At 62.8% G+C, this 25,900-nt stretch carries 27 protein-coding genes; 16 read left to right on the top strand and 11 right to left on the bottom strand.

Annotation, left to right across the window (positions count from 1 at the left end):
• Positions 1 to 40 precede the first annotated feature (40 nt).
• The 7 genes from purD to ACF8GF_RS24015 form a co-directional block, all read right to left on the bottom strand.
• Positions 41 to 1,336 (bottom strand): phosphoribosylamine--glycine ligase, encoded by a 1,296-nt coding sequence (purD, locus tag ACF8GF_RS24045; protein WP_392488625.1) that lies wholly within the window; start codon positions 1,334 to 1,336, stop codon positions 41 to 43.
• A gap of 146 nt (positions 1,337 to 1,482) precedes the next feature.
• Positions 1,483 to 3,090, bottom strand: coding sequence for a bifunctional phosphoribosylaminoimidazolecarboxamide formyltransferase/IMP cyclohydrolase (gene purH / locus ACF8GF_RS24040; RefSeq protein ID WP_003249687.1), 1,608 nt, complete (start codon positions 3,088 to 3,090; stop codon positions 1,483 to 1,485).
• 81 nt (positions 3,091 to 3,171) lie between these two features.
• Positions 3,172 to 3,492, bottom strand: a complete 321-nt coding sequence (gene fis / locus ACF8GF_RS24035; RefSeq protein WP_012274390.1) for a DNA-binding transcriptional regulator Fis — start codon at positions 3,490 to 3,492, stop codon at positions 3,172 to 3,174.
• Positions 3,489 to 4,502, bottom strand: a complete 1,014-nt coding sequence (dusB, locus tag ACF8GF_RS24030) for a tRNA dihydrouridine synthase DusB (RefSeq protein ID WP_176683196.1) — start codon at positions 4,500 to 4,502, stop codon at positions 3,489 to 3,491. Before dusB ends, fis begins: the two co-directional genes overlap by 4 nt.
• A gap of 206 nt (positions 4,503 to 4,708) precedes the next feature.
• A complete protein-coding gene (locus ACF8GF_RS24025) occupies positions 4,709 to 6,052 on the bottom strand; it encodes a DUF3426 domain-containing protein (RefSeq protein ID WP_392488624.1) in 1,344 nt (447 codons plus the stop codon).
• Between the two features lie 42 nt (positions 6,053 to 6,094).
• A complete protein-coding gene (gene prmA, locus ACF8GF_RS24020; RefSeq protein ID WP_392488623.1) occupies positions 6,095 to 6,973 on the bottom strand; it encodes a 50S ribosomal protein L11 methyltransferase in 879 nt (292 codons plus the stop codon).
• A gap of 117 nt (positions 6,974 to 7,090) precedes the next feature.
• The gene (locus tag ACF8GF_RS24015) at positions 7,091 to 7,546 is read right to left on the bottom strand and encodes a MaoC family dehydratase (RefSeq protein WP_176683199.1); all 456 of its coding nucleotides are present in this window, start codon (positions 7,544 to 7,546) and stop codon (positions 7,091 to 7,093) included.
• 143 nt (positions 7,547 to 7,689) lie between these two features.
• Here ACF8GF_RS24015 and ACF8GF_RS24010 point away from each other — a divergent pair, with 143 nt between their 5' ends.
• Genes ACF8GF_RS24010 through ACF8GF_RS24000 form a run of 3 tightly spaced genes read left to right on the top strand, consistent with a single transcriptional unit; the run spans position 7,690 to position 9,365 of the window.
• Complete coding sequence (locus tag ACF8GF_RS24010) at positions 7,690 to 8,052, top strand: CidA/LrgA family protein (RefSeq protein WP_012053815.1); 363 nt, start codon at positions 7,690 to 7,692, stop codon at positions 8,050 to 8,052.
• On the top strand, positions 8,049 to 8,765 hold the full coding sequence (locus ACF8GF_RS24005) for an LrgB family protein (protein WP_176683200.1): 717 nt from the start codon (positions 8,049 to 8,051) through the stop codon (positions 8,763 to 8,765). The genes ACF8GF_RS24010 and ACF8GF_RS24005 overlap by 4 nt, the downstream gene beginning before the upstream one ends.
• Positions 8,766 to 8,774: 9 nt before the next feature.
• Positions 8,775 to 9,365, top strand: a complete 591-nt coding sequence (locus ACF8GF_RS24000) for an LON peptidase substrate-binding domain-containing protein (protein ID WP_176683201.1) — start codon at positions 8,775 to 8,777, stop codon at positions 9,363 to 9,365.
• 90 nt (positions 9,366 to 9,455) lie between these two features.
• Here ACF8GF_RS24000 and ACF8GF_RS23995 read toward each other — a convergent pair whose 3' ends face one another.
• Together ACF8GF_RS23995 and ACF8GF_RS23990 are read right to left on the bottom strand one after the other, a co-directional pair.
• Complete coding sequence (locus ACF8GF_RS23995; protein WP_392461714.1) at positions 9,456 to 10,772, bottom strand: bifunctional DedA family/phosphatase PAP2 family protein; 1,317 nt, start codon at positions 10,770 to 10,772, stop codon at positions 9,456 to 9,458.
• Positions 10,773 to 10,774: 2 nt separating this feature from the next.
• Positions 10,775 to 11,443, bottom strand: coding sequence for a DNA-3-methyladenine glycosylase (locus ACF8GF_RS23990; protein ID WP_176683203.1), 669 nt, complete (start codon positions 11,441 to 11,443; stop codon positions 10,775 to 10,777).
• Positions 11,444 to 11,772: 329 nt separating this feature from the next.
• Here ACF8GF_RS23990 and ACF8GF_RS23985 point away from each other — a divergent pair, with 329 nt between their 5' ends.
• The 13 genes from ACF8GF_RS23985 (at position 11,773) to ACF8GF_RS23925 (ending at position 24,115) form a co-directional block, all read left to right on the top strand.
• Positions 11,773 to 13,044: a glutamate-5-semialdehyde dehydrogenase gene (locus tag ACF8GF_RS23985; RefSeq protein WP_176683204.1), complete on the top strand. Its 1,272-nt coding sequence runs from the start codon at positions 11,773 to 11,775 to the stop codon at positions 13,042 to 13,044.
• On the top strand, positions 13,013 to 13,705 hold the full coding sequence (gene nadD / locus ACF8GF_RS23980) for a nicotinate-nucleotide adenylyltransferase (RefSeq protein WP_176683205.1): 693 nt from the start codon (positions 13,013 to 13,015) through the stop codon (positions 13,703 to 13,705). Before ACF8GF_RS23985 ends, nadD begins: the two co-directional genes overlap by 32 nt.
• Before the next feature lie 43 nt (positions 13,706 to 13,748).
• The gene (gene rsfS, locus ACF8GF_RS23975) at positions 13,749 to 14,168 is read left to right on the top strand and encodes a ribosome silencing factor (protein WP_009685825.1); all 420 of its coding nucleotides are present in this window, start codon (positions 13,749 to 13,751) and stop codon (positions 14,166 to 14,168) included.
• 10 nt (positions 14,169 to 14,178) lie between these two features.
• On the top strand, positions 14,179 to 14,646 hold the full coding sequence (rlmH, locus tag ACF8GF_RS23970; RefSeq protein WP_003249722.1) for a 23S rRNA (pseudouridine(1915)-N(3))-methyltransferase RlmH: 468 nt from the start codon (positions 14,179 to 14,181) through the stop codon (positions 14,644 to 14,646).
• Positions 14,647 to 14,662: 16 nt separating this feature from the next.
• The gene (mrdA, locus tag ACF8GF_RS23965; protein WP_176683206.1) at positions 14,663 to 16,552 is read left to right on the top strand and encodes a penicillin-binding protein 2; all 1,890 of its coding nucleotides are present in this window, start codon (positions 14,663 to 14,665) and stop codon (positions 16,550 to 16,552) included.
• 38 nt (positions 16,553 to 16,590) lie between these two features.
• Positions 16,591 to 17,694 (top strand): rod shape-determining protein RodA, encoded by a 1,104-nt coding sequence (gene rodA / locus ACF8GF_RS23960; RefSeq protein ID WP_176683257.1) that lies wholly within the window; start codon positions 16,591 to 16,593, stop codon positions 17,692 to 17,694.
• Between the two features lie 17 nt (positions 17,695 to 17,711).
• A complete protein-coding gene (gene mltB / locus ACF8GF_RS23955) occupies positions 17,712 to 18,722 on the top strand; it encodes a lytic murein transglycosylase B (RefSeq protein WP_176683207.1) in 1,011 nt (336 codons plus the stop codon).
• Positions 18,722 to 19,723: a septal ring lytic transglycosylase RlpA family protein gene (locus tag ACF8GF_RS23950; RefSeq protein WP_176683208.1), complete on the top strand. Its 1,002-nt coding sequence runs from the start codon at positions 18,722 to 18,724 to the stop codon at positions 19,721 to 19,723. Before mltB ends, ACF8GF_RS23950 begins: the two co-directional genes overlap by 1 nt.
• A gap of 179 nt (positions 19,724 to 19,902) precedes the next feature.
• Positions 19,903 to 21,063, top strand: coding sequence for a D-alanyl-D-alanine carboxypeptidase family protein (locus ACF8GF_RS23945; protein WP_176683209.1), 1,161 nt, complete (start codon positions 19,903 to 19,905; stop codon positions 21,061 to 21,063).
• Between the two features lie 73 nt (positions 21,064 to 21,136).
• Positions 21,137 to 21,412 carry a DUF493 domain-containing protein gene (locus ACF8GF_RS23940; RefSeq protein WP_003249736.1) on the top strand — a complete coding sequence of 92 codons (276 nt, stop codon included), beginning with the start codon at positions 21,137 to 21,139 and terminating at the stop codon, positions 21,410 to 21,412.
• Complete coding sequence (gene lipB, locus ACF8GF_RS23935; protein WP_176683210.1) at positions 21,412 to 22,059, top strand: lipoyl(octanoyl) transferase LipB; 648 nt, start codon at positions 21,412 to 21,414, stop codon at positions 22,057 to 22,059. The genes ACF8GF_RS23940 and lipB overlap by 1 nt, the downstream gene beginning before the upstream one ends.
• 2 nt (positions 22,060 to 22,061) lie before the next feature.
• A complete protein-coding gene (gene lipA / locus ACF8GF_RS23930) occupies positions 22,062 to 23,078 on the top strand; it encodes a lipoyl synthase (protein ID WP_003249742.1) in 1,017 nt (338 codons plus the stop codon).
• Between the two features lie 98 nt (positions 23,079 to 23,176).
• The gene (locus ACF8GF_RS23925; RefSeq protein ID WP_176683211.1) at positions 23,177 to 24,115 is read left to right on the top strand and encodes an LD-carboxypeptidase; all 939 of its coding nucleotides are present in this window, start codon (positions 23,177 to 23,179) and stop codon (positions 24,113 to 24,115) included.
• Between the two features lie 33 nt (positions 24,116 to 24,148).
• On the opposite strand, the gene ACF8GF_RS23920 is transcribed toward ACF8GF_RS23925, so the two are convergent.
• Together ACF8GF_RS23920 and arfA are read right to left on the bottom strand one after the other, a co-directional pair.
• Positions 24,149 to 25,465, bottom strand: a complete 1,317-nt coding sequence (locus ACF8GF_RS23920) for a lytic murein transglycosylase (protein ID WP_209963243.1) — start codon at positions 25,463 to 25,465, stop codon at positions 24,149 to 24,151.
• 60 nt (positions 25,466 to 25,525) lie between these two features.
• Entirely contained in the window at positions 25,526 to 25,690 is a 165-nt protein-coding gene (gene arfA / locus ACF8GF_RS23915) for an alternative ribosome rescue factor ArfA (protein ID WP_003257578.1), read from the bottom strand.
• Between the last annotated feature and the right edge of the window lie 210 nt (positions 25,691 to 25,900).

Below are 25,900 nucleotides of genomic sequence, written 5' to 3'. Positions count from 1 at the left end.
GATGCCGCAAGCTGAATCAGCTACGGCAAACCGGTAGTACTTACTGCTGGTGCTCACCGCGCTCGCGGGCGATGGCCCGATAGCCAATGTCGGAACGGTAGAAGCTGCCGTTCCAGCTGACTTCCTTGGCCAGGCGATAAGCCTGCTGCTGCGCGTCGGCAACGGTGCTGCCCATGGCGGTGGCACACAGCACACGCCCGCCGTTGGTGGTTACCTTGCCATCCTTGAGCGCAGTACCGGCATGGAATACCTTGCCTTCGATCTTGGCGGCAACATCCAGGCCGTTGATCACGTCGCCCTTGGCGTAGTCGCCCGGGTAACCGCCCGCTGCCAGGACCACGCCCAGGCTCGGGCGCGGGTCCCACTGTGCTTCGACCTTGTCCAGGGCCTTGGCGAATGCAGCTTCCACCAGCAGTACCAGGCTCGACTCCAGGCGCAGCATGACCGGCTGGGTTTCCGGGTCGCCGAAGCGGCAGTTGAACTCGATGACCTTGGGGTTGCCCGCCTTGTCGATCATCAGGCCTGCGTAGAGGAAGCCGGTGTAGACGTTACCTTCTTCGGCCATGCCGCGCACGGTTGGCCAGATCACCTGGTCCATCACGCGCTGGTGCACGTCGGCGGTGACGACCGGGGCAGGGGAGTAGGCGCCCATGCCGCCCGTGTTCGGGCCGGTGTCCTGGTCGCCGACGCGCTTGTGGTCCTGGCTGGTGGCCATGGGCAGCACATTATGGCCGTCGACCATGACGATGAAGCTGGCTTCCTCGCCGTCGAGAAACTCTTCGATCACGACGCGCGAACCGGCTTCACCGAAGGCGTTGCCAGCCAGCATGTCACGCACGGCTGCTTCGGCTTCTTCCAGCGTCATCGCGACGATCACGCCTTTGCCTGCCGCCAGGCCGTCCGCCTTGATCACGATTGGCGCGCCTTTTTCCTGCAGGTAGGCCAGCGCTGGCTCGATCTCGGTGAAATTCTGGTAGTCGGCGGTCGGGATCTTGTGACGCGCCAGGAAGTCCTTGGTGAAGGCCTTGGAGCCTTCCAGCTGGGCCGCGCCCTTGGTTGGGCCGAAGCAGTCGAGGCCGCGGCTGCGGAACAGGTCGACCACGCCGATAACCAGCGGTGCTTCCGGGCCGACGATGGTCAGGTCGACGTTTTTCTCGGCGAAGTCGGCCAATTGTTCCAGGGCGCACACGTCGATGGCGACGTTCTCGCACTTGGCTTCAATGGCGGTACCGGCGTTGCCCGGTGCAACGAAGACTTTCTCGACGCGTGGGTCCTGGGCGACTTTCCAGGCCAGGGCGTGCTCACGGCCGCCGCTGCCGATGATCAAAACTTTCATGTCAAAACCTCGATTCAAGTGATCCCGTGGCTTGCGCCGAACACTGTGGGAGCGGGCTTGCCCGCGAATGCGGCGGTGAATCCACCATCGTATTCGCGGGCAAGCCCGCTCCCACAGGATCTCGACTCGCCTCGGGATCCGCGTAATTAGTGGCGGAAGTGGCGCATGCCAGTGAACACCATCGCGATGCCGGCCTCGTCGGCAGCAGCGATGACTTCAGCATCACGCATCGAACCACCCGGCTGGATCACGGCGCTGATACCCACTTTAGCTGCATTGTCGATGCCGTCACGGAACGGGAAGAATGCATCCGACGCCATGACCGCGCCCTGCACCTGCAGGCCAGCGTGCTCGGCCTTGATTGCAGCGATGCGGGCGGAGTTGACGCGGCTCATCTGGCCGGCGCCGACGCCGATGGTCTGGCGCTGCTTGGCGTAGACAATGGCGTTGGACTTGACGAACTTGGCCACTTTCCAGGCGAATACCAGGTCGTGGATCTCTTGCTCGGTCGGGGCACGCTTGGTGACGATCTTCAGGTCATCGGCGGTGATCATGCCGATATCGCGGCTTTGCACCAGCAGGCCACCGTTGACGCGCTTGAAGTCCCAACCGGCAGCGCGCTCGGCTGGCCACTCGCCGCACTCCAGCAGGCGCACGTTCTGTTTGGCAGCCACCACGTCGCGGGCGGCCTGGGAGATTTTCGGGGCGATGATCACTTCGACGAACTGGCGGTCGACAATGGCCTTGGCGGTTTCGCCGTCCAGTTCACGGTTGAATGCGATGATGCCGCCGAACGCCGATTCGGTGTCGGTAGCGTAGGCCAGGTCGTAGGCCTTGCGAATGCCGCCCTCGTCTTCCGGAACGACCGCCACGCCGCACGGGTTGGCGTGCTTGACGATGACGCAGGCCGGCTTGACGAAGCTCTTCACGCATTCCAGCGCGGCGTCAGTGTCGGCCACGTTGTTGAATGACAGTTCCTTGCCTTGCAGCTGGACAGCGGTGGAAATGCTGGCTTCGCCTTTCTTGGCTTCTACATAGAACGCCGCGCTCTGGTGCGGGTTCTCGCCATAGCGCATTTCCTGTGCCTTGACGAACTGGCTGTTGAAGGTGCGCGGGAATTCGCTGCGCGCCTCGGTGCTCAGGGTGTCCTTGGCCTGGTCGATGGTGCCCATGTAGTTGGCGATCATGCCGTCGTAGGCGGCAGTGTGCTCGAACGCCTTGAGCATCAGGTCGAAGCGCTGGGCATAGGTCAGGCCACCGGCCTTGAGGCCTTCGACGATGCCGGCGTAGTCGCTGGCGTTGACCACGATGGCCACGTCCTTGTGGTTCTTGGCTGCCGAACGGACCATGGTCGGGCCGCCGATGTCGATGTTCTCGATAGCGGTCGGCAGGTCGCAGCCAGGCTTGGAAATGGTGGCTTCGAACGGGTACAGGTTGACCGCAACCAGGTCGATCGGCTTGATGCCGTGCTCGTTCATGATGGCGTCGTCGGTACCGCGACGGCCAAGGATACCGCCGTGGATCTTCGGGTGCAGGGTCTTGACCCGGCCATCCATCATTTCGGCGAAGCCGGTGTAGTCAGCCACTTCCACCGCGTTTACGCCGTTGTCCTTGAGCAGCTTGTAGGTGCCGCCGGTGGACAGGATCTCGACACCGAGCTGCTGCAGCTCACGGGCGAATTCGAGGATACCGGTCTTGTCGGAGACGCTGATCAGGGCGCGGCGGACTGGCAGGCGGGTAGTCTGGTCGGTCATTTCGGATTCCAATAACGCGGTGGAGTCAGCAAAAAAGGCGCCTCTGTTCAGGGAGTCGCCTTTTCTGGATGGGATTCTGGCTTACAACAAGTCGTACTGCTTGAGCTTCTTGCGCAGGGTGCCTCGGTTCAGCCCGAGCATCTCGCTGGCCTTGGTCTGGTTGCCCTTCACGTAGTTCATCACGCTTTCGAGCAGGGGCGCCTCGACTTCGGAGAGCACCAGGTTGTACACGTCCGTCACGGTCGCGCCTTCCAGGTGGGCGAAGTAGTTGTGCAGCGCCTTCTCGACGCTGTCGCGAAGGGTCTGGCCCTCTTCGCTCGGCGTGTTGAGGTGCTGTTTCAGGTTGGCGTTGTCGCTCACGGGCGTTGTTCCACTCACAAATGTCTCGGTCATCATCGTCATGCGGCCACCCCTTGTCCGTCCTCTGTCTCAAGGCTCTGTCGACGTTCGCTGAAAAACGCGCGAACGTTGGCGCACTGCGCTTGTGTGTCTTCCAAAGCGTTGAACCGGGCGCGAAACTCCTTGCCGCCGGGTCGTGTTGCCAGGTACCAGCCAACGTGCTTGCGGGCGATACGTACGCCCATCACATCGCCATAGAAGGCATGCAGCGCGGCCAGATGCTCCAGCAGGATGCGTTCCACTTCTTCCAGTTGCGGCGCTGGCAGGTGTTCGCCAGTGCGCAGGTAATGCTCGATCTCGCGAAAGATCCATGGCCGCCCCTGGGCAGCCCGGCCGATCAACAGGCCATCGACCCCGGTGGTTTCCAGCACCGCCCGGGCCTTTTCTGGCGAGGTGATATCGCCGTTGGCAAAAACCGGGATTGACACCGCCTGCTTGATGGCAGCGATGGTGTCGTATTCGGCTTCGCCGGTATACAGGTCGGCACGTGTGCGGCCATGCACCGCCAGCGCCTGGATGCCGGCCTGTTCGGCGATCTTCGCCACGTTCAGGCCGTTCTTGTTCGCCCGGTCCCAGCCGGTGCGGATTTTCAGGGTCACCGGTACATCCACGGCGCTGACAACGGCGTGGAGGATCTCGCTGACCAAGGCTTCATCTCTCAATAAAGCAGAGCCTGCGGCTTTGTTGCAGACTTTTTTTGCCGGGCAGCCCATGTTGATATCGATGATCTGGGCACCCGCGTCGACGTTGGCCTTTGCCGCCGCTGCCATCATCTGCGCATCACCGCCGGCGATCTGCACCGAGCGTGGCTCGGGATCACCTTCATGGATGCGGCGCAGGCTCGACTTGCGGCTGTTCCACAGGCTCATGTCGCTGCTTACCATTTCCGACACCACCATACCGGCGCCCAGGCGCTGGCAAAGTGTACGGAAAGGCTGATCCGTCACCCCGGCCATGGGCGCGAGGATCAGGTTGTTACGTAGTGTGTATTGGCCGATGCGTACCGCCGACATAGGTGATCCCTGTTGTGGGGCCGAATCTTGGAGTTCGAAAAAGGGTTGGCATGATACCCGCTCTCGATGACTGGATAAAGATGGATTTGGATAAAATCTGAACAGTTGCCGGCTTATGCCTTTGCGCTTCAAGCAGCAAGCGACACGCCAAAAGCGGCCACGTTTTGGGCCTCTTGTCTTGTGGCTTGCTGCTGGCCGCTTGTCGCTTATTCCGGCGAACGGAAGCTCAGGCTGTAATTCACGGCCTTCGGCCCCGGGTCGAGGATGTCCAAGGCAATGTGGATCGGCGTCTGGCTGGGCATTTCGCCACGCCCTGCCAGTTCGCCCGACAGGTACTCGCTGGGCTTGAAGCGACGGCTGGCGATCAGTTGGCCATTGAGGTCGGCGAAGCGCAGTTCCAGCAAAGGGAACGGCTGGGCGAACGGCGCGCGGTTGTAGATGATCGCGTCGACAATCAGGGCGCCCGTGAAGTCAGGGTGGCTACGCACCACCAGATTGCTGCTCTTTATCCGTGCAATATCGACGCGGGTAGGTACCTGGCAACCGACCATCGGGCAGATCTGCTGGAAAATCGGCCGATACTGATCCTGGCGGGCCATCTCGTCGAAGTGGAACCACACGTACTGGAACGCCAGCAGGCCGGCAGCCAGCAGGGTCAGAAAGCCCCACAGCAGGCGCTTGCCCCAGTGGGGTGCGGGTTTTTCCCAGCCCAGCTGCAGCGGGTCGTCGACCACATCGACCAGCGGCTCCTTGCGCGAGGGGCGCTCAGGTTTGCCGGCAAGGCCTGGTTCCAGGCGCTCTCCGGGGAACGGCTCGACTGGCTCGTCATCATGCGCCGAGAGGCGCAGCGCCAAGGGTTCGTCGTCACGGGCACTCAGGCCCTTTTCCGGGGTTTCGTCATCGCTGATGCGCAGCGGTTCGCTGAGCGCGGGCTGGTCATCGCGTTCGGCTGCACGGTGCGCGGGCGGCTCGCCATCGATGTCCAGGTCAAGGTTGCTGCCCAGGGTCGGCTCGGTGCGCTCGCCGGGTGCAGGCTCCAGGTCCAGTTCCAAAGGCTCTGGCTCCAGCCGTACTGGGCCAGGCTCTGCCGGTTCCTGCGGCGCGTAGGGCTCATCGGTAGCCGTGCCGAAAAGGTCTTCTGCGTGATCGTCCGGGTGAAGTTCGTCGCGCCGTGCCTGCAACTGGTCACCTTGGCTGGCCGGGCGGGTCGGGGCCGGTTGGCCGCGACGCTCCAGGCGCTCCAGTTCCTTGTCGAGGTCAAGCTCGTCCAGCGCTTGGGCGGTAAGCGCCCAGTCCTGGTCAGGGGAGCTGCCGCGTACACTGATGGCAGGCTCTGGCGCCGGTTCGGCAGGCGCTGCAGGTGCCGACGCCGGTACCACGGGGGCGCTGGTGGGCGCGGCGCGGTTCTGCTCCAGCAACTGCTTGGCGGCATTGAATACCTGCAGGCAATGCCCGCAGCGCACCACACCGCGGGCCACGCTCAACTGGTGGTGGGTGACGCGAAAGCTGGTCTGGCAATGCGGGCACTGGGTGACGAAACTGTCGGTCATGCGGCGATCCGGGAGCTGTGCAGAAATGTATTCTAGGCCCGCTTAGCGACGCCGACCACTGATGCGCACCCAGCCGTCGCGCACGACGATCGGGTCCAGTTCAAAATCGGCGGCGTAAGCGGCGGCCACTTCGTCACCTTGCTCGGCGAGGATGCCCGACAGCGCCAGCAGGCCACCTGGGCGAACCAGGCCGGACAATTGTGGCGCCAGCGACACCAGTGGGCCGGCGAGGATGTTGGCAACCAGCACGTCGGCCTGCATCGCCGGCATGTGCTCGGGCAAGTACAGCGCCAGTTTCTCGTCGGCAATACCGTTGCGTTGGGCGTTGTCGCGCGAAGCCTCGATGGCCTGCACGTCGATGTCGGTACCTACCGCTTCGCGGGCGCCCAGCAGCAATGCAGCGATAGCCAGGATGCCCGAACCGCAGCCAAAGTCCAGCACCTGGGTGCCTTCAAGCTGCTGGCCGTCGAGCCATTCCAGGCACAGGGCCGTGGTGGGGTGGGTGCCGGTGCCAAAGGCCAGGCCCGGGTCGAGCAGCAGGTTCACGGCGTCCTTTTCCGGAGCATCGTGCCAGCTGGGCACGATCCACAGGCGGCGACCGAAGCGCATCGGCTGGAAGTTGTCCATCCAGCTGCGTTCCCAGTCCTGGTCCTCGATCAGCTCGGCCTGGTGTTCGGGCAGCTCGGCGCCGGTCAGCAGGCGTAAATGGGCGAACACCTGTTCAGGGTCGGCATCGGCTTCGAACAGCGCCAGCAGGTGGGTGTGCGACCACAGCGGGGTGGTGTTGAGGTCTGGCTCGAAGATCGGTTGATCTTCGGCATCCATGAACGTGACCGAGACGGCGCCTACTTCAAGTAGCGCGTCTTCATAGGTTTCGGCTTGTTCCGGGCTGATGGCCAGGCGTACTTGCAGCCAGGGCATGGCGGGCACCTTTGATAAATCGACAGGGGCAGCCCTAGGCTGCGCGAAGGCTGGCAGTTTACGCGAGTGCGGGGGATTTGTGGATCGGGGGCTGCATAGCAGCCCCCGGGGCATGTATCAGACAAAACAGAGCGACAGCGACTCGGCTATATAAGCAGGCTTCTCTTCACCTTCGATCTCCAGCGTGGCAATCGCCTTGAGTAGCCACTGCCCCGGTTTTTTCTCCACCACCTCGGCCAGCGTTACCTTCAGCCGAACGCGGCTGTCGACCTTGACCGGCTGAATGAAGCGCACGCTGTCCAGCCCGTAGTTCACCACCATCTTCAGCCCTTGCGGCAGGACGAGGATGTCCTCGATCAGCTTGGGGATCAGCGACAAGGTCAGGAAACCATGGGCGATCGTGCTGCCAAACGGGGTTTTTGCTGCCTTCTCAGGGTCGACATGGATGAACTGGAAGTCGCCGGTCGCCTCGGCGAACAGGTTGATGCGCTGCTGGTCGATCTTCACCCACTCAGAGTGGCCCAGCTCCTTGCCAGCGTACTGCGAAAGCTCTGTAACCGGTACATGGGGCATCGCGGACTCTCCGGGTTGTCAGTTGGTACGAAAGTACAAGATCAGCACGGCGAACCGTTTCAGTCAAGTTGCCCGCTTTTCGGCGAATATCGGTCTGAAGCTGTGCGTGCTTATAATGGCGGCCATGCCGGAGGGAGATGCTTATGCTGTTGCGTGGTTTGACCTGGCTGGTACTGTTCCAGCTGCTGGGGACGGCGATCAATCACCTGTTCGTGCCGTTTTTGCCCGGGCCGATCATAGGCCTGTTGTTGTTGCTGCTCTTCCTCATGGCCCGCGGTGAGGTCGGCAAGCCGCTGAACGAGGCCGCCAGCAGCTTGCTGCGCTATCTCCCGCTGCTGCTGGTGCCGCCGGCAGTTGGGGTGATGGTGTATGCCAAGGACATTGCCGCCGACTTCTGGGCGATTGTCGGGGCCTTGCTGATCTCCTGCCTGGTGACCCTCGTGTTCGTCGGTGTGCTGATGCAGAAGCTCATCCAGCGCCAGGGCAAGCGTGAGGAACAGCCATGATGTTCGACTGGCAGGGCGCGCTCGATGCGGTCATACATCACCCATTGTTCGGTATCGGCATTACGCTGGGAGCCTATCAGGTAGTGCTGGCAGCCTACGAGAGAACCCGCTGGATCTTCCTGCAACCGGTACTGGTGTCGATGCTGCTGGTGATCGGCGTGTTGCTGCTGAGCGGTATCGATTACAGCGAGTACCGCAAAAGCACCGAAATCATGAACATTCTGCTGGGGCCCGCCACTGTGGCCCTGGCCGTGCCGCTCTATCTCAACCTGCGGCGTATCCGCCAGCTGTTCTGGCCTACATTTACTACGCTAGTAGTCGGAGGCCTGTTCGCCACGCTCTTCTGCCTGGTGCTGGGCTGGTGGTTCGGTGCCGAGCACATGATCCTGATGACCATGGCGCCGAAGTCCGTCACCTCGCCGATCGCCATGCTGGTGGCCGAGCAGATTGGCGGCGTGGCGGCCCTGGCGGCAGTGTTCGTATTGATTACCGGGGTGATCGGGGCGATCTTCGGCCCGGCGTTGCTGAGCCGCTTCGGCGTGCACAGCCCTGAGGCGCGCGGCATGTCGCTGGGCGTGACCGCACACGCAGTGGGCACTTCGGTGGCCCTGCAGGAAAGTGACGAATGCGGCGCGTTTGCCGCGCTGGCGATGAGCCTGATGGGAGTGGCTACAGCGGTGTTCCTGCCGCTGGCGGTCAGCCTGGTGGCTTGAGGAATTGTGATGACGCTACCGCTGTTTCCGCTCAATACCGTGCTGTTTCCTGGCTGCTTTCTCGATTTGCAGATTTTCGAGGCGCGCTACCTGGACATGATCGGGCGCTGCATGAAGCAGGGCGAAGGGTTTGGTGTGGTATGCATCCTTGACGGCGAACAAGTCGGCAAGGCGCCGCCGGTGGTCGCCTCGATCGGCTGTGAAGCGGTGATCCGCGACTTCGTGCAGCAGGATAACGGCTTGCTGGGTATTCGCGTCGAGGGCGTGCGGCGCTTCAATCTGGAAAGCTCCGAGGTGCAGAAGGACCAGTTGCTGGTGGGGCAGGTGCAATGGCTGCCGGAGCAGGCAGACAGCCCGTTGCTCGAGGCCGATGACGACCTGCTGGCGCTGCTGGTGGCCCTGGGTGAGCATCCCATGGTCGAAGCGCTGGGCATGCCGCGCCCGGTGGACGGGCGTCAGGCGCTGGCCAATCAGCTGGCGTACCTGTTGCCGTTCATGGAAGAGGACAAGCTGGACCTGCTGACTCTCGATTCGCCGCAGCAGCGGCTGGGGGAAATCCAGAAACTGCTGGAACGGATTCAGGGTGAGCTGTTCGCCTGAGGGTTCTGTATTGCCTGTGCCGGCCCCTTCGCGGGTAAACCCGCGCCTACGACAAGCGCGATCCCCGCGAATAGGCCGGCACAGGCGACATCAATATTGATACCTGGCCAACGCCTGAGGCAGCGCATGCATGGCAAAGAACGCCAGCAGCGCCACGCATGCCGGCAACACCAGCCACCACACCCGAAGCGGCAGGGCCGGCAGGGCCTGCTGGCGTTGCACCAATGTCAGGCTGAGTGCACACACGCAACAGGCCAGAAGGGCCCCGGCCAGGATGTCGGTTGGCCAGTGCGCCCCCAGGTACACCCGCGACAGGGCAATCGCCAGCGCCGGAATGCACCCCAGCATCACCCAGGTCAGACGCATCCGTGGTGGCTGCCCACGCCCTGCCAGCACGGCCATTACCAGAAAGAACGCGAACGATGCCGAGCTGTGCCCGCTGGGCATGCTGTAGCTGGTCAGTGGGTCGGTCAATACTTCCGGCCGTGCCCGGGCAAATAGCCATTTCAGGGTGCCGTTGGCGATCGCCGTACCCATCAGCGCACCAGCGGCGAAAAATGCATGTCGCCAGTGGCGGGCAAGCAGCAGCAGGCCGGTCAGCAGGCCGCCGAGGAAGAACTGGGTGCGGAAATCGCCTAGTCGTGTCACCAGTACCACGGTGCTGTCGATGGCCTGGCTGCGATGCTCCTGGACCAGTGTCATCACGCCTTGGTCGAACTCATGGAAGTAGGGCCAGCCAAGGAATACACCGGCCAGGGCGATAAAGCTGAGAGCGGCAACCAGCCGCGTGCCGTGGCGCTGGTCACGCAGGCTGGTATTCAGGCTCAGGCCGATCAGCACTGCGAGGGCGCCGGCAATGATCCCGGCGTCCAGCCAGAAGCCTTCCGGCAGGGGCAGGCGCATGGCGGCGCCGGTGGCCCAGCCGGGTAGCAGGTAGGCTACCGACCAGCCGGCACCCGCCAACAGGCTGACAGCGATGAAACGCGGCAGGGGCATGTCGAACATGCCGGCGACCATTGGCAGCATCGGCCGCAGCGGGCCGATGAAACGGCCTACCAGCAGGCTGGCGATGCCATAACGCTGGAAGTAGCTTTCGGCGCTGCCGATCCATTCTGGATGGTGGCGGAGCAGCGGCAGGCGGCGGATGTTCTGGTGAAAGTACTTGCCCACTGCGTAAGACAGGGCGTCGCCCAGCAGGCCGCCGAGAAAGCCGAGGAGCAGCGTTTCGCCCAGGCTGAACGCGCCGTTGCCGGCCAGTACCGCAACGGCGAACAGCAGTATGGTGCCCGGCACGATAATGCCGGCGATGGCCAGGCATTCGATGCAGGCCACCAGGAAAATCGCCAGGCCAAGCCACTGCGGGTTGGCGCTGAGCCAGCCGGTCAGGCTGTCGAGCCATTGGCCCATGTTCAGCTTCCTTGTTCGAGAATGAAGAAATCACGGCCTTCGACTTGGCCGCGGCGTAACGGGTTCCGCGTGCAGAAACGGGCGTACTCGGCGTCGACGAAGCGGTACGGCAGGTGCTCGTCGCGCCCGTGCGGGATGCCCAGGCGAGCGGCCTGGACCACTCGGGGCACGGCGTTGCCGCAGTCCTCGACGTACAGGCGTTCGGCGTCAAAACGCTGGGCGTCCCAGTGCGGCACTTTCAGGCCCAGGGCCCGGCATAGCAGGGTCTGGCCGGCGCACAGGCGTTCTTCCGGGCGTAGGTTGCCGCTCGCATCGGGGTTGTTCAGTTGCATCTGCGCCAGGCTGTCGGGCCCCGAGAGGGTGTCCTGCCAAGGATAGGCAGACTTGATCAGCACGGCGTTGCCCGGCCCTTGGGCGCTGAAGTTCAGCGAGTCGCCGCCGCGGGCGTAGTACATGTAGATGTGCCCACCATCCAGGAACAGCGCCTTGCGTTTTTCGGTGTAGCCGAGCGAGGCGTGGCTACCTTTGTCGGCAAGGTAGTAGGCCTCGGTCTCGATGATGCGCGCGGCCAGCCACAGGTCGCCGTGGCGGTGGCGGATGACCTTGCCCAGCAGGGCCTTGGCCAGGGTCTGGGCGTCGCGGTCGAAAAAGCTGTCGGGCAGGGCTGGCATGCGGGCAGTTCGTGGCTGGAGGGGCAGGGATGATAGCAATGAATGGCTTAATCGAGGCTGAATTGGATGGTGATGTTGGCAGTGCCGGCTCTTTCGCAGGCATGCCCGCTCCCACTGGTGGTGCATAGGTCCAGGCCTTGTGAAAGCCCTGTGGGAGCTGGCGCGCCCGCGAAAGGGTCGCAACAGGAGGTGCCAATCTCGATAACCCCGGTTACATCTTTCCTGCGCATTGCCCCATCCATTTTCTACCATCCGCCACCCGCCGCTGGGCGTACACCTGCGCGGCAGTTATAATCAGCCGATTTCCCCTTCGCCAAGACACCGAACCCATGACTGAGTCCGTTCTTGACTATATGACCCGCTTGGGTCGCGCTGCCCGTGAGGCTTCCCGGGTGATTGGCCGTGCCAGCACCGCGCAGAAGAACCGCGCCCTGCAAGCCGCCGCCGACGCGCTGGACGCTGCCCGTGCCGAACTCACTGCTGCCAACGAGCTGGACCTGGCCGCCGGCCGCGCCAGTGGTCTGGAGCCCGCACTGCTCGACCGCCTGGCGCTGACCCCTGCGCGCATCGACGGCATGATCACCGGCTTGCGCCAGGTGGCCAGCCTGCCGGACCCGGTCGGTGCCATTCGCGACATGAGCTACCGTCCATCGGGCATTCAGGTAGGCAAGATGCGTACCCCGCTGGGGGTGATCGGGATCATCTATGAATCGCGCCCGAACGTGACCATTGATGCTGCCAGCCTGTGCCTCAAGTCGGGGAACGCAACCATCCTGCGTGGCGGTTCCGAAGCCATCCATTCCAACCGCGCCATTGCCACCTGCATCCAGCGCGGCCTGGCCGAAGCCGGCTTGCCGGCAGCGGTGGTGCAGGTGGTCGAAACCACCGACCGCGAAGCCGTGGGCGCGCTGATCAGCATGCCGGAATTCGTCGATGTCATCGTGCCGCGCGGAGGCCGTGGCCTGATCGAGCGCATCAGCCGCGATGCCCGCGTACCGGTGATCAAGCACCTGGACGGTATCTGCCACATCTATGTCAGCCAGCATGCCGACCTGGACAAGGCCTGGAATGTGGCCTTCAACGCCAAGACCTACCGCTACGGCATTTGCGGGGCCATGGAAACGCTGCTGGTCGACCAACAAGTGGCTGAGCGCTTCCTGCCAGAAATGGCCCGCCGCTTCGTGGAGAAGGGCGTGGAGCTGCGCGGTTGCGAGCGTACCCAGGCTATCATCAGCGCCAAACCGGCCACCGAAGCCGACTGGCACGCGGAATACCTCGATGCGATCCTGTCGATTCGCGTGGTCGACGGCCTGAACCAGGCCATCGAGCACATCAACCACTACGGCTCGCACCACACCGACTCGATCATCAGCGAACACCAGGGTGAAGCCCGTCAGTTCATGGCTGAGGTCGATTCGGCGTCGGTCATGCTCAACACCCCGACCTGCTTTGCCGACGGCTTCGAGTACGGCCTGGGGGCGGAAATCGGTATTTCCACCGACAAGCTCCATGCCCGCGGCCCTGTCGGCCTGGAAGGCCTGACCTGCGAGAAGTATGTGGTGATCGGCGATGGCCAGTTGCGCGGCCAGGGGTCCTGCTGAGTTGAGCAAGGCCCAGGCAGTCCGACGCATCGGCATTCTAGGTGGTACCTTCGACCCCGTGCATATAGGCCACCTGCGCAGCGCGCTGGAAGTGGCCGAGTTCATGGGGCTGGATGAGCTACGCCTGTTGCCCAATGCCCGGCCGCCGCACCGCGACACGCCACAGGTGGCCGCGCAGGATCGCCTGGCCATGGTCCGTGAAGCGGTGCAGGGCGTCGTTTGCCTGAGCGTCGATGCCCGCGAGCTGGAACGTGACAAGCCGTCGTACACCATCGATACGCTGGAATCGATCCGCGCCGAACTGTCCGGCGACGACCAGCTGTTCCTGGTGCTGGGTTGGGATGCCTTCTGTGGCCTGCCCGCCTGGCATCGCTGGGAAGAATTGCTGCAACACTGTCACATCCTGGTACTGCAACGTCCGGATGCCGACGTAGAACCCCCTGACGAGTTGCGCAACCTGTTGGCTGCGCGCTCGGAGAGCGATCCCACCGCCATGTCCGGCCCGGCGGGAAATATTTCGTTCGTCTGGCAGACGCCGCTTGCGGTGTCGGCTACACAGATCCGACAGCTGCTGGCCAGCGGCAAATCGGTGAGGTTCCTGGTGCCGGACGCCGTACTGGCCTATATCGAGGCGCACGAACTGTATCGTGCGCCCAACTGACGGTGCCTCTGGCGCCTCATCCAACGAGTTGAACGAGTTTTATATGACCAAGCAGAAAATTTACGGCGAAGAACTGGTCGCAGTGACCAAGGCCGCGCTGGAAGACGTCAAGGCCCAGGACATCCAGGTCATCGACGTGCGCGAGAAGCACAGCCTGACCGACTACATGATCATTGCCACCGGTACCTCCAACCGCCAGATCAACGCGATGGCCGAAAAGGTCCGTGAAGCGGTCAAGGCCAAGGGCGCCCAGCCACTGGGTGAAGAAGGCAAGGGCGATAGCGACTGGGTGCTGCTGGACCTGAACGACGTCATCGTGCATATGATGACCGCCGCTGCCCGCCAGTTCTATGACCTTGAGCGTCTGTGGCAGGGTGCCGAGCAAAGCCGTGCCGCCGATGGCAAGCACCACAGCCCGGACCATGCCCACGAGTACTCCGACAAGCTCAAAGACCGCGAATAAGGAAAGCGCTGTGCGTCTGCGCCTGATTGCAGTCGGCTCGCGTATGCCAAAGTGGGTCGAGGAAGGCTGGCATGAATATGCCAAGCGCCTGCCCGCTGAGCTGTCGCTGGAGCTGGTGGAAATCCCGCTGAACACCCGTGGCAAGAATGCGGACGTCGCTCGCCTGATCCGTCAGGAGGGCGAAGCCATGCTGAGCAAGGTGCAACCTGGGGAACGCATTGTCACCCTCGAGGTCCATGGCAAGCCCTGGAGTACCGAGCAGTTGGCCACCGAGCTGGACCGCTGGCGCCTGGATGCGCGCACGGTGAATTTGATGGTGGGGGGGCCGGAGGGCCTGGCGCCTGAGGTTTGCGCACGCGCCGAGCAACGTTGGTCGCTGTCGCCGCTGACTTTGCCGCACCCGTTGGTAAGGATACTCATCGGCGAGCAGATCTATCGCGCCTGGACCGTGTTGTCCGGGCACCCTTACCACAAATGAGCCTGTAAGCAGTCCGATGTCGCAGCCGATCCGTCTCAAGGACCACGAGAAAGACGCCCGCCTGGTGCGCAAGCGCGTCGTGGTCGGCGCAGTGGCGATCATGCTGCTTGTTTGCGTGTTGATCGCGCGGCTGTACTACCTGCAGATCATCCAGTACGACTACCACTCCACGCTGTCGGAGAACAACCGGGTGCATGTGCAGCCGATCCCGCCGACGCGCGGGCTGATCTTCGACCGCAACGGGGTGATCGTTGCCGACAACCGGCCCAGCTTCAGCCTGTCGATGACCCGCGAACGTGCAGGTAACTGGCAGGAAGTGCTGGATACGATCGTCGAAGTGCTGGATCTCACCGCTGACGACCGCGCCCTGTTCGAAAAGCGCATGCGCCAAGGCCGCCGGCCATTCGAGCCGGTGCCGATCCTGTTCGAGCTCAATGAAGAGCAGATCGCCCGTGTGGCGGTAAACCAGTTCCGCCTGCCAGGTGTGGAAGTGGTGGCCCAGTTGGTGCGGCATTACCCGCAGGGTGCGCATTTCGCCCACTCGGTGGGTTATGTAGGGCGGATCAACGAGAAAGAGCTGAAAACGCTCGACCCGGTGAACTACAGCGGTACCCACCATATTGGCAAGACCGGCATCGAGCGCTTCTACGAGGATGCCCTGCACGGCCAGGTGGGTTACGAGGAAGTCGAGACCAACGCCCGTGGCCGCGTGCTGCGGGTGCTCAAACGCACCGACCCGAAGCCGGGCAAAGACATTGTGCTGAGCCTGGACATCAAGCTGCAGGAGGCCGCCGAAGCCGCCCTGGGAGGCCGGCGTGGTGCAGTGGTTGCGCTCGATCCGCGAACCGGCGAAGTCCTGGCGATGGTGAGTCAGCCTAGCTTCGACCCCAACCTGTTCGTCACCGGCATCAGCTTCAAGGCCTATGGTGAATTGCGCGACTCGATCGATCGGCCGCTATTCAACCGCGTGCTGCGTGGCCTGTACCCGCCGGGTTCGACCATCAAGCCGGCGGTGGCTATTGCCGGACTGGACAGTGGCGTTGTCAATGCCAGCAGCAGGGTGTTTGACCCAGGCTACTACCAGCTGCCCAACTACGACCATAAATACCGTAACTGGAACCGCTCCGGTGATGGCTGGGTGGATCTGGATACCGCCATCATGCGCTCGAACGACACCTACTTCTATGACCTTGCGCACAAGATGGGTATCGATCGGTTGTCCATCTACATGAACAAGTTCGGTATCGGCCAGCGGGTTTCCCTCGACATGTTCGAGGAGTCTGCCGGGTTGATGCCGTCGCGCGAATGGAAGCGAGCCACCCGTCGCCAGGCCTGGTTCCCCGGCGAAACCCTGATTCTCGGCATCGGCCAGGGCTACATGCAGGCAACGCCGCTGCAACTGGCCCAGGCCACTGCACTGATCGCCAACAAAGGCGTGTGGAACCGCCCGCACCTGGCCAAGACCATCGAAGGCCAGCCGCCGGTGGACAACAACCCGATGGAAAACATCGTGCTGCGTGACAAGTCCGATTGGGCCAAGGTCACCCATGGCATGGAGCAGGTGATGCACAACGCCCGCGGTACCGCGCGCAAAGCAGCTGCCGGTGCCCAGTACCGTATTGCAGGCAAGAGCGGTACCGCTCAGGTGGTGGCGATCAAGCAGGGCGAGAGGTACGACCGCAACAAACTTCAGGAGCGCCACCGCGACCATGCCCTGTTCGTCGCTTTTGCCCCAGCCGAAGCCCCGAAAATCGTGGTCTCGGTGATGGTCGAGAACGGTGAGTCCGGCTCGGGTGTCGCCGCACCGGTGGTACGCCAGATCATGGACGCCTGGTTGCTCGACGAAAATGGCCAGCTCAAACCCGAGTTCGCGCCAGCCACCGTTACCCAGGAATCGGCCCTGTGATGAACAATTTCGATCGCATGCTCTCCAGCGAGGATGTGATGCGTCGGCGTGCCAGCTTTCTGCAGCGCATCCATATCGACGGCCCCTTGCTGATCATTCTGCTGACCCTTGCAGCCGGCAGCCTGTTCGTACTGTATTCGGCCAGTGGCAAGAACTGGGACCTGCTGCTCAAGCAAGCCACCTCGTTTGGCATCGGTCTGGTGTCGATGTTCGTCATCGCCCAGCTGGAGCCGCGCTTCATGGCGCGCTGGGTGCCGCTGGCCTACCTGACCGGAGTGCTGCTGCTGGTGGTGGTGGACGTGATGGGCCACAACGCCATGGGTGCCACGCGCTGGATCAACATCCCAGGGGTGATCCGCTTCCAGCCCTCGGAATTCATGAAGATCATCATGCCGGCGACCATCGCCTGGTACCTGTCCAAGCGCACCTTGCCGCCCCATTTGAAGCACGTGGCGATCAGCCTGGTGCTGATCGGTGTGCCGTTCATGCTGATCGTGCGTCAGCCCGACCTGGGGACCGCGCTGCTGATCCTGGCCTCCGGTGCGTTCGTGCTGTTCATGGGCGGCTTGCGCTGGCGCTGGATTCTCAGCGTGCTGGCGGCAGCAGTGCCAGTCGCAGTGGCAATGTGGTTCTTCGTCATGCACGACTACCAGAAGCAGCGGGTATTGACCTTCCTCGACCCTGAAAGCGACCCGTTGGGCACCGGTTGGAACATCATCCAGTCCAAGGCGGCGATCGGCTCGGGCGGGGTGTTTGGCAAAGGCTGGCTGCTTGGCACACAGTCGCACCTGGACTTTCTGCCGGAAAGCCACACCGACTTCATCATCGCCGTGCTCGGCGAGGAGTTCGGCCTGGTCGGCATCTGCCTGCTGCTGATTGTCTACCTGCTGCTGATCGGCCGTGGCCTGGTGATCACGGCCCAGGCGCAGACCCTGTTTGGCAAGCTGCTTGCGGGCAGCCTGACCATGACCTTTTTTGTATACGTATTCGTCAATATCGGAATGGTAAGTGGCCTTCTGCCCGTGGTGGGCGTGCCGCTACCGTTCATCAGCTATGGCGGAACATCGTTGGTGACGCTGCTGTCAGCGTTTGGCGTTTTGATGTCGATCCATACGCACCGCAAATGGATCGCGCAGGTTTGAATAAGGTGAACAATTTCATGCAAGCAGTGCGTAACTGGGCTGCCCGTTGTGCGCCTTGGATCGGAGCGATGGGCCTGTTCGGCGCTGTACAGCTGGCCCATGCCGGCGAATACGACGGCTCGCCCCAGGTAGCCGCGTTCGTTGGCGAACTGAGCCGCGACTATGGTTTTGCGCCTGAGCAACTGATGGGTGTGTTTCGTGAGGTGCAGCGCAAGCAGTCGATCCTCGACGCCATATCGCGCCCGGCCGAACGGGTCAAACCGTGGAAGGACTACCGGCCGATGTTCATCACCGATGCGCGTATCGCTCGCGGTGTGGACTTCTGGCGCCAGCACGAGGCCGTATTGACGCGGGCCGAGCAGGAGTACGGCGTACCTGCGCAGTACATTGTCGCGATCATTGGCGTGGAAACCTTTTTTGGCCGCAATACCGGCAACTACCGGGTGATCGACGCCCTGTCGACGCTGGGCTTCGACTATCCGCCACGGGCCGAATTCTTCCGCAAGGAGCTGCGTGAGTTCCTGCTGCTGGCCCGCGAGGAACAGCTCGACCCCTTGACGCTCAAGGGGTCATACGCCGGTGCCATGGGGCTGCCGCAGTTCATGCCAAGCAGCTTCCGCCACTACGCGGTGGACTTCGACGGGGACGGCCATATCAATATCTGGAACAACCCTGACGATGCCATCGGCAGCGTGGCCAGCTACTTCAAGCGCCACGGCTGGGTGGCCGGGCAGGGTGTGGTCAGTCGCGCCAGGGTGGCCGGCGAGCGCGTCGACGAAGGCCTGACGACCGGCATCGAGCCGGTGAAAACGGTTGGAGAGTTGCGTACGCTTGGCTGGTCGGTTCATGATTCCCTGCGCGATGATCTGCCGGTTACCGCCTTCCGTCTCGAAGGCCAGAACGGTCCCGAGTACTGGATGGGCCTGAAGAACTTCTACGCGATCACTCGCTACAACCGCAGCGTGATGTATGCCATGGCGGTACATCAGCTTGCGGAACAGCTGGTTCAAGTACGGGGCATCAAGTAATGCGCGCAATCATCTCTGCCAACTCTTTCAAGCTGCTCACCTGCCTCGCCGTCGGTGTGGCGCTGGCCAGCTGCTCCTCCAACCGCCCGGCCCCGCAAAGCAGTGGTAATGTCGTGCGCAGCCAGCCGGGCCTTGACATCAACCGGGCGCACAAGGACGGCGCACCGTGGTGGGACGTGGATGTGAACAAGATCCCCGATGCCACGCCGACCGTGCACACCGGTAACTACAAGGCCAACCCGTACACCGTGCTTGGCAAGACCTACTACCCGATACAGGACTCGCGCAACTACCGCGCCGAGGGCACGGCGTCATGGTACGGCACCAAATTCCACGGGCAGAACACTGCCAACGGTGAGCTGTACGACCTGTATGGCATGAGCGCAGCGCACAAGACCCTGCCACTGCCAGCCTATGTGCGGGTGACCAACCTGGCGAACGGCCGCAGCGTGATCCTTCGCGTGAACGACCGCGGCCCGTTCTACTCCGACCGTATCATCGACTTGTCCTATGCTGCGGCGAAAAAGCTCGGCTATGCCGAAATCGGCACTGCGCACGTGCGCGTCGAGGGTATCGATCCGAAGCAGTGGTGGGCTCAGCGTGGCCAGACGCCGCCGATGGTGTTGAAGGAGCCGCAAGTGGCGCAAACCCAGGCAATACCGGCCAGCACCGGGCGTGTCGAGCAATGGAACCCGCCACCACAGCAACACGCAGCACCAGTGGTCCCGGTGCAGGTGGGTGGCAACAACGTGCCTGGCGGCAACGCTGGCAGTTTCTTGCAGGTAGGCGCTTTCGCCAACCCTGACGCTGCCGAGTTGCTGCGCGCCAAGCTCAGCACCATGGTCAGTGCACCCGTGTTCATCAGCTCGATCGTGCGTAACCAGCAGACCCTGCACCGCGTGCGCCTGGGGCCGATCGGCAGCCAGGGTGAGATCCGGCAAGCACAAGACAGCATTCGCTTGGCGAACTTGGGGCAGGCCAAGGTGGTCACAGCAGACTGACTGCGGTTTTGTCATGAATTGCCGGGCTCGGCCATGTACAATGACAGCTTTTGCCCGCAGCGACATAAAGCCGCACGTTCGCGGGCCAGGCCAACGGCCATAAAACTAGACTGACTGGCGCTGGGCACATGATCTTGCCCAGGGAACATCTCAGACCATTAGCGATTTTCGAGAGACGGATGAACATCACCAACCTTGCCAAACGACTTTGCCTGCCTGTACTGCTGCTGATCACGCCTGTCGCCTTCGCGGCCGAGCAGATGACGCCGGCGCCACCACAACTGGCAGCCAAGTCCTACGTACTCATGGACGCGTCCAGCGGCAACGTGCTGGTCGAGAACAACGGTGACGAGCGCCTGCCGCCAGCCAGCCTGACCAAGCTGATGACCGCCTACATCGCCACGCTGGACATCCGACGTGGCCAGATCGGTGAAAACGACCCGGTTACCGTCAGCGAAAACGCATGGCGTACCGGCGGTTCGCGCATGTTCATCAAGGTTGGCAGCCAGGTAACGGTCAGCGACCTGCTGCACGGCATCATCATCCAGTCCGGTAACGACGCCTCGGTCGCCTTGGCCGAGCATATCGCCGGCAGCGAAGACGCCTTCGCCGACATGATGAACAAGACGGCTGCCGACCTGGGCATGACCAACAGCCACTTCATGAACCCGACCGGCCTGCCTAACCCTGAGCACTACTCGTCGGCGCACGACATGGCGACCCTGGCCCGTGCGATCATCAGTGTCGATCCGGCCCACTACGCCATTTACTCGCAGAAAGAGTTCTTGTGGAACAACATCAAGCAGCCTAACCGCAACCTGCTGCTGTGGCGTGACAAGACCGTCGATGGCCTGAAAACCGGTCACACCGACGAAGCCGGCTACTGCATGGTGGCCTCTGCCGTACGTGACGGCCAGCGCCTGATCGCCGTGGTGTTCGGTACCAACAGCGAACAATCGCGTGCTGCCGAAACCCAGAAGCTGCTGACCTACGGTTTCCGCTTCTTCGAAACCCAGACCTTCTACCAGAAGGGCACCGAGCTGACCCAGGCACCGGTCTGGAAGGGTGCGACCAGCCAAGTCAAGGCTGGCCTGGCGGACGACCTGACCATGACCATGCCTAAAGGCCAATTGAAGCGCCTGCAGGCTTCGATGACCATGAACCCGCAGCTCACCGCACCGATCGCCAAAGGTGACGTGATCGGCAAAGTGGAAGTCAAACTGGACGAGAAAGTGGTTCACAGCGCCGACCTGATCGCCCTTGATGGCGTCGAGGAAGGTGGTTTCTTCCGCCGTATGTGGGATAGCATCCGTCTATTCTTCTACGGGTTGTTCAACTGATACGTGACCTGCATGCCCCCGCGCATACCGCGGGGGTGTTGTTGTTGCCACGGCTTACGAGGCCGTTTCCGCCATGAGCGAACCAGACGTCAAGTCGCACAAGATCGAATTCCCCTGCGACGATTACCCGATCAAGGTCATCGGTGACACCGTTGTCGGTTTCAAGGACACGGTCATCGAGATTCTCAGCAAGCACGCCAAAGTCGACCTTTCCACCCTGGCCGAACGCCAGAGCAAGGAAGGCAAGTACACCACCGTGCAATTGCACATCGTTGCCGAAAGCGAGAACCAGTTGCACGATATCAACAGCGCTCTGCGCGCTACTGGCATCGTGAAAATGGTGCTCTGATGTCCGCCTGCCTCGGTTTTCGCGAGCTTGGCCTGCAGCCCTATGAACCGGTGCTCGAGGCCATGCGTCGTTTTACCGAGCAGCGCAGCCCGGACAGCCAGGATGAAATCTGGCTGGTCGAGCACCCTGCGGTCTTCACTCAGGGGCAGGCCGGCAAGGCCGAACACCTGCTGGTGCCGGGCGACATCCCGGTGGTGCAGACCGACCGCGGCGGCCAGGTCACCTACCATGGCCCCGGCCAGCTGGTGGCCTACCTGCTGCTGGATGTGCGCCGGCTGGGCTTTGGCGTGCGTGAGTTGGTCAGCCGTATCGAGCAGGCCCTCATCGACCTGCTCGCCAGCTATGCTGTTCAGGCGTCTGCCAAGCCTGATGCCCCGGGTGTCTATGTCGACGGAGCGAAAATCGCCTCCCTCGGCCTGCGAATTCGCAACGGCCGTTCGTTTCACGGCCTTGCCCTGAACGTGGACATGGACCTTGCGCCATTCCGCCGAATCAACCCCTGCGGCTATGCGGGGCTGGCGATGACCCAGCTGCGCGACCTGGCAGGTCCGATCGAACTCGACGAGGTCAGGACAAGGCTGCGCGGACAGCTGGTCAAGCACCTCGACTACGCTGAGCAGACGACCCTCACGGGCGGAATCGACTGAATATGACAACTGTGCAAGAAGCCGTGCCGAACCTGATACCTACCCAGGATGCCACCCCGCGCCCAGCGCCGAAGAAGGTGGAAGCTGGGGTCAAGCTGCGTGGTGCCGACAAAGTCGCGCGCATCCCGGTGAAGATCATCCCTACCGATGAGCTGCCAAAGAAGCCCGACTGGATTCGCGTGCGTATCCCGGTGTCGCCCGAGGTAGACCGCATCAAGCAACTGCTGCGCAAGCACAAACTGCACAGCGTGTGCGAAGAAGCATCCTGCCCGAACCTGGGCGAGTGCTTCTCGGGTGGTACCGCCACCTTCATGATCATGGGTGACATCTGCACCCGTCGTTGCCCGTTCTGTGACGTTGGCCACGGCCGACCGAAGCCGCTGGATCTGGACGAGCCGAAAAACCTGGCGGTTGCCATTGCCGACCTGCGCCTGAAGTATGTGGTGATCACCTCGGTGGACCGCGACGACCTGCGTGACGGTGGTGCCCAGCACTTTGCTGACTGCATCCGCGAAATCCGCGCGCTGTCGCCGGGCGTGCAGTTGGAGACCTTGGTGCCGGACTACCGCGGCCGTATGGACGTTGCCCTGGAAATCACCGCGCAAGAGCCGCCGGATGTGTTCAACCACAACCTCGAGACCGTACCGCGCCTGTACAAGGCCGCGCGCCCGGGGTCGGACTATGACTGGTCGCTGGACCTGCTGCAGAAGTTCAAGCAGTTGGTGCCGCACGTACCGACCAAGTCGGGCCTGATGCTCGGCCTGGGGGAGACCGACGAGGAAGTGATCGAAGTGATGCACCGCATGCGCGAGCATGACATCGACATGCTTACCCTCGGCCAGTACCTGCAGCCGTCGCGCAGCCATTTGCCGGTGCAGCGTTTCGTTCACCCGGACACCTTTGCCTGGTTCGCCGAGGAGGGCTACAAGATGGGCTTCAAGAACGTTGCTTCTGGCCCGCTGGTGCGTTCTTCGTACCACGCCGACCAGCAGGCTCACGAAGCCAAGATCAAGCTCTGAGCTATGCTCTAGCCAAGAGCAGAGCCACAGATGCCGATGCGCGCCCAAGGGCGGCATCGGCATTTTTGTTTGTGTCCCATGCGCTGCAAGGAGCCGCGATGTATTGCGCCAAAACCTTCCAACCCACCCTGCCAGCCGCGTTGCCGGCCAACGCGTGCTTTGCCATTGTCGCCCCGGCGGGCGCGGCGCGGCTTGATGCGCACAACGTTAGCCAGTGGTTCGTCGACCGCGGCTACCGTTGCAGTATCTACCCGGGTGCCCTGCAGGCGCAGGGCTACCTGGCTGGGCCGGACCAGCAGCGCCTGCAGGACTTGCACGCAGCCTTTGCCGATCCGGCCATTGACGCCATTCTATGCATGCGTGGGGGGTACGGCAGCATGCGCTTGCTTGATCAGCTCGACTTCGAACTGATTCGACGCAACCCCAAGCCGCTGATCGGCTACAGCGACATCACCGCGCTGCATACGGCGATCTACCGGCATGCCGGACTGGTGACCTTCCATGGGGGGATGCTCAATGCCGACCTGCTGGGGGCCAAGTTGCCACCTACCGAGTCGTCGTTGCTGGCGCAGCTGAGTGGGCTTGTGAAGGCAGGCGAGCAGGTCGCGCACCCGGAGGGCTTCGCTTTGGATAGCGTGCTGCCGGGGGTGGCCAGCGGGCCGCTGTTGGGTGGCAACCTGTCGATGCTGGGTGCGACCATGGGGACGCTTGCCGAGCTGGATACCCAAGGCTGCATCCTGTTCATCGAGGACGTCAACGAGCCGTTGTACCGGGTGGATCGGCTGCTGACCCAGTTACGCCTGGCAGGCAAGCTGGAGGGGATCAAAGGCGTGCTGGTGGGTGACTTTGCCGGGATTACCACAGCGGCGCTGACGCCGTTGCTGGAGGATACGTTTGCACCGCTGGGGGTGCCGGTGCTGGCGGGTTGGCGCAGCGGGCATTGTGACCCGAATGTATGCTTGCCGCTGGGGGCTCGGGTAAGGCTGGACAGTGTTCAGCAAACACTGGTGCTGGAGCAGGATCTGTTCAGGGCGTGAGATTGTCGGGGCCGCGCAGCGGCCCCGAAATGCTTACTGCTGCCGCAGGCTCTCAAGCAGCTTATGGGTCGGGTAGCCATCCGCTGGCCATCCCAGCCCTTGCTGGGCATTGCGGATCGCCTTGCGGGTATTGGCCCCGATAATGCCATCGGCTTTACCCGCATCATGCCCGCGGCTGTTCAACAAGTGCTGCAGCTCCATGCGCTCGCTGCGACTGAGCGGCAGGTCCTCTTTCGGCCAACTGCCGGCAATGAAGCCCCAGCCGCTGAAGCGATCCCCGAGCAGGCTCACTGCCAAGGCATAGGACGACGAGTTGTTGTACTTGAGGATGGCGCGGAAGTTGTCCAGCACCAGGAACGCCGGGCCGCGTGCACCGGCCGGCAGCAGCAGGGCGGCAGACAGTTGGTTGCTACCTGCTGGCAGGCGGGTACCTGCTGGCAGTTTTAAGCCCATCGCCAGCCATTCACTCACCGGTTTGCGCTGTGCGCCATCGGCCTGCCAGAAGTCGAAACCAGCCGGCACCTGTACCTCGAAGCCCCACGGTTGGCCGCGTTTCCAGCCCGAACTCTGCAGGTAGTGCGCTGTTGAGGCCAGGGCGTCTGGTGTGCTGTTCCAGATGTCGCGGCGGCCATCGCCGTCGAAGTCCACGGCATGGGTGTTGTAGGTGGTCGGGATGAACTGGGTCTGGCCCATGGCGCCGGCCCACGAGCCCCGCATGGCTTCAGGCTGGATGTCACCATGCTGGATGATCTGCAGCGCGGCAATCAGCTGGTCCTGGGCGAACTGTGGGCGGCGGCCCTCATAGGCCAAAGTGGCCAGCGAGCGGATCACCGACTTGCTGCCCTGGAACTGACCGAAGTTGCTTTCCATGCCCCACACCGCGACCAGCACCTGGCGGTCCACGCCATATTGTTGCTCGAGGCGAGTCAGCAGCTCAGCGTTCTGCACCAGCAGCTTCTTGCCGTTGCGCACACGCAGGGGCGACAGGGCGCCTTCGAGATATTCCCATACCGGGCGGGTGAACTCCGGCTGGCTGCGATCTGCCTTGATCACGTCCAGGTCAGGGGTGACACCGAGGAAGGCGCGGTCGAAGGTGCTCGGCGAAATGCCGGCTTGCAGGGCCTGCTCGCGAAAGCCCGCTTGCCATTGGGCGAAGGTTTGCAGAGGCTGGATTTCAGTGCTGACGTCGGGCGTTGCGCCGGGCACGGTCACCACTGGGTTGGGTTGGGCAGGGGCCAGCGGCAGCGCGTCGGCGGCGGTGGGCTTTTCCGCACAGGCCACGAGCAGGATGAAGCTGGAGGCCGCGATCAGCTGGCGGGTTTCCCAGCGGGGGATAATACGGAAGAGCATGCACAGATCCAGAGTTGCAGGTCAGGTGACGACCATATCATGCCTGCGCTTGCGATGCTTTCATGCAGCCAAAAAGTAGGAAGCCTCCCAATCTCTCGATTGGAAGGCTTCGCGGCGGTAGCTGCCTTTGCCCTTGTTCGGTTGTTCCTGGCGGCAGCGGAACAGTGGCTGGGCGATGATGGACTTGGCCTTGTTGGGGCCGTGCTTTTTCGGCTTTTTGCTCATGGCGGTCTCCCGGGGTTGGGTGGGTTTCGGGCGCACTGTAGGCCCCCCGAGAGGTGGGGGCCAATTGATTGTGTATATGATCGAGGCTCTGGTGCCTATGCAGGCGCGGGCCTGCGCCCAATCGCCAATGTGTGTCCGCCCCCGATCGGCGTAGGAGCGGGTTCACCCGCGAATACGGTAGCGGCGTCAACGGTGAACGGCGGGTGGAGA

Source organism: Pseudomonas sp. yb_5 (genome assembly GCF_043103865.1).
GTDB classification, from domain to species: domain Bacteria; phylum Pseudomonadota; class Gammaproteobacteria; order Pseudomonadales; family Pseudomonadaceae; genus Aquipseudomonas; species Aquipseudomonas putida_Y.
Note: the sequence above shows the minus strand (reverse complement) of the source record. Positions and strands in the feature narration are given on the sequence as shown.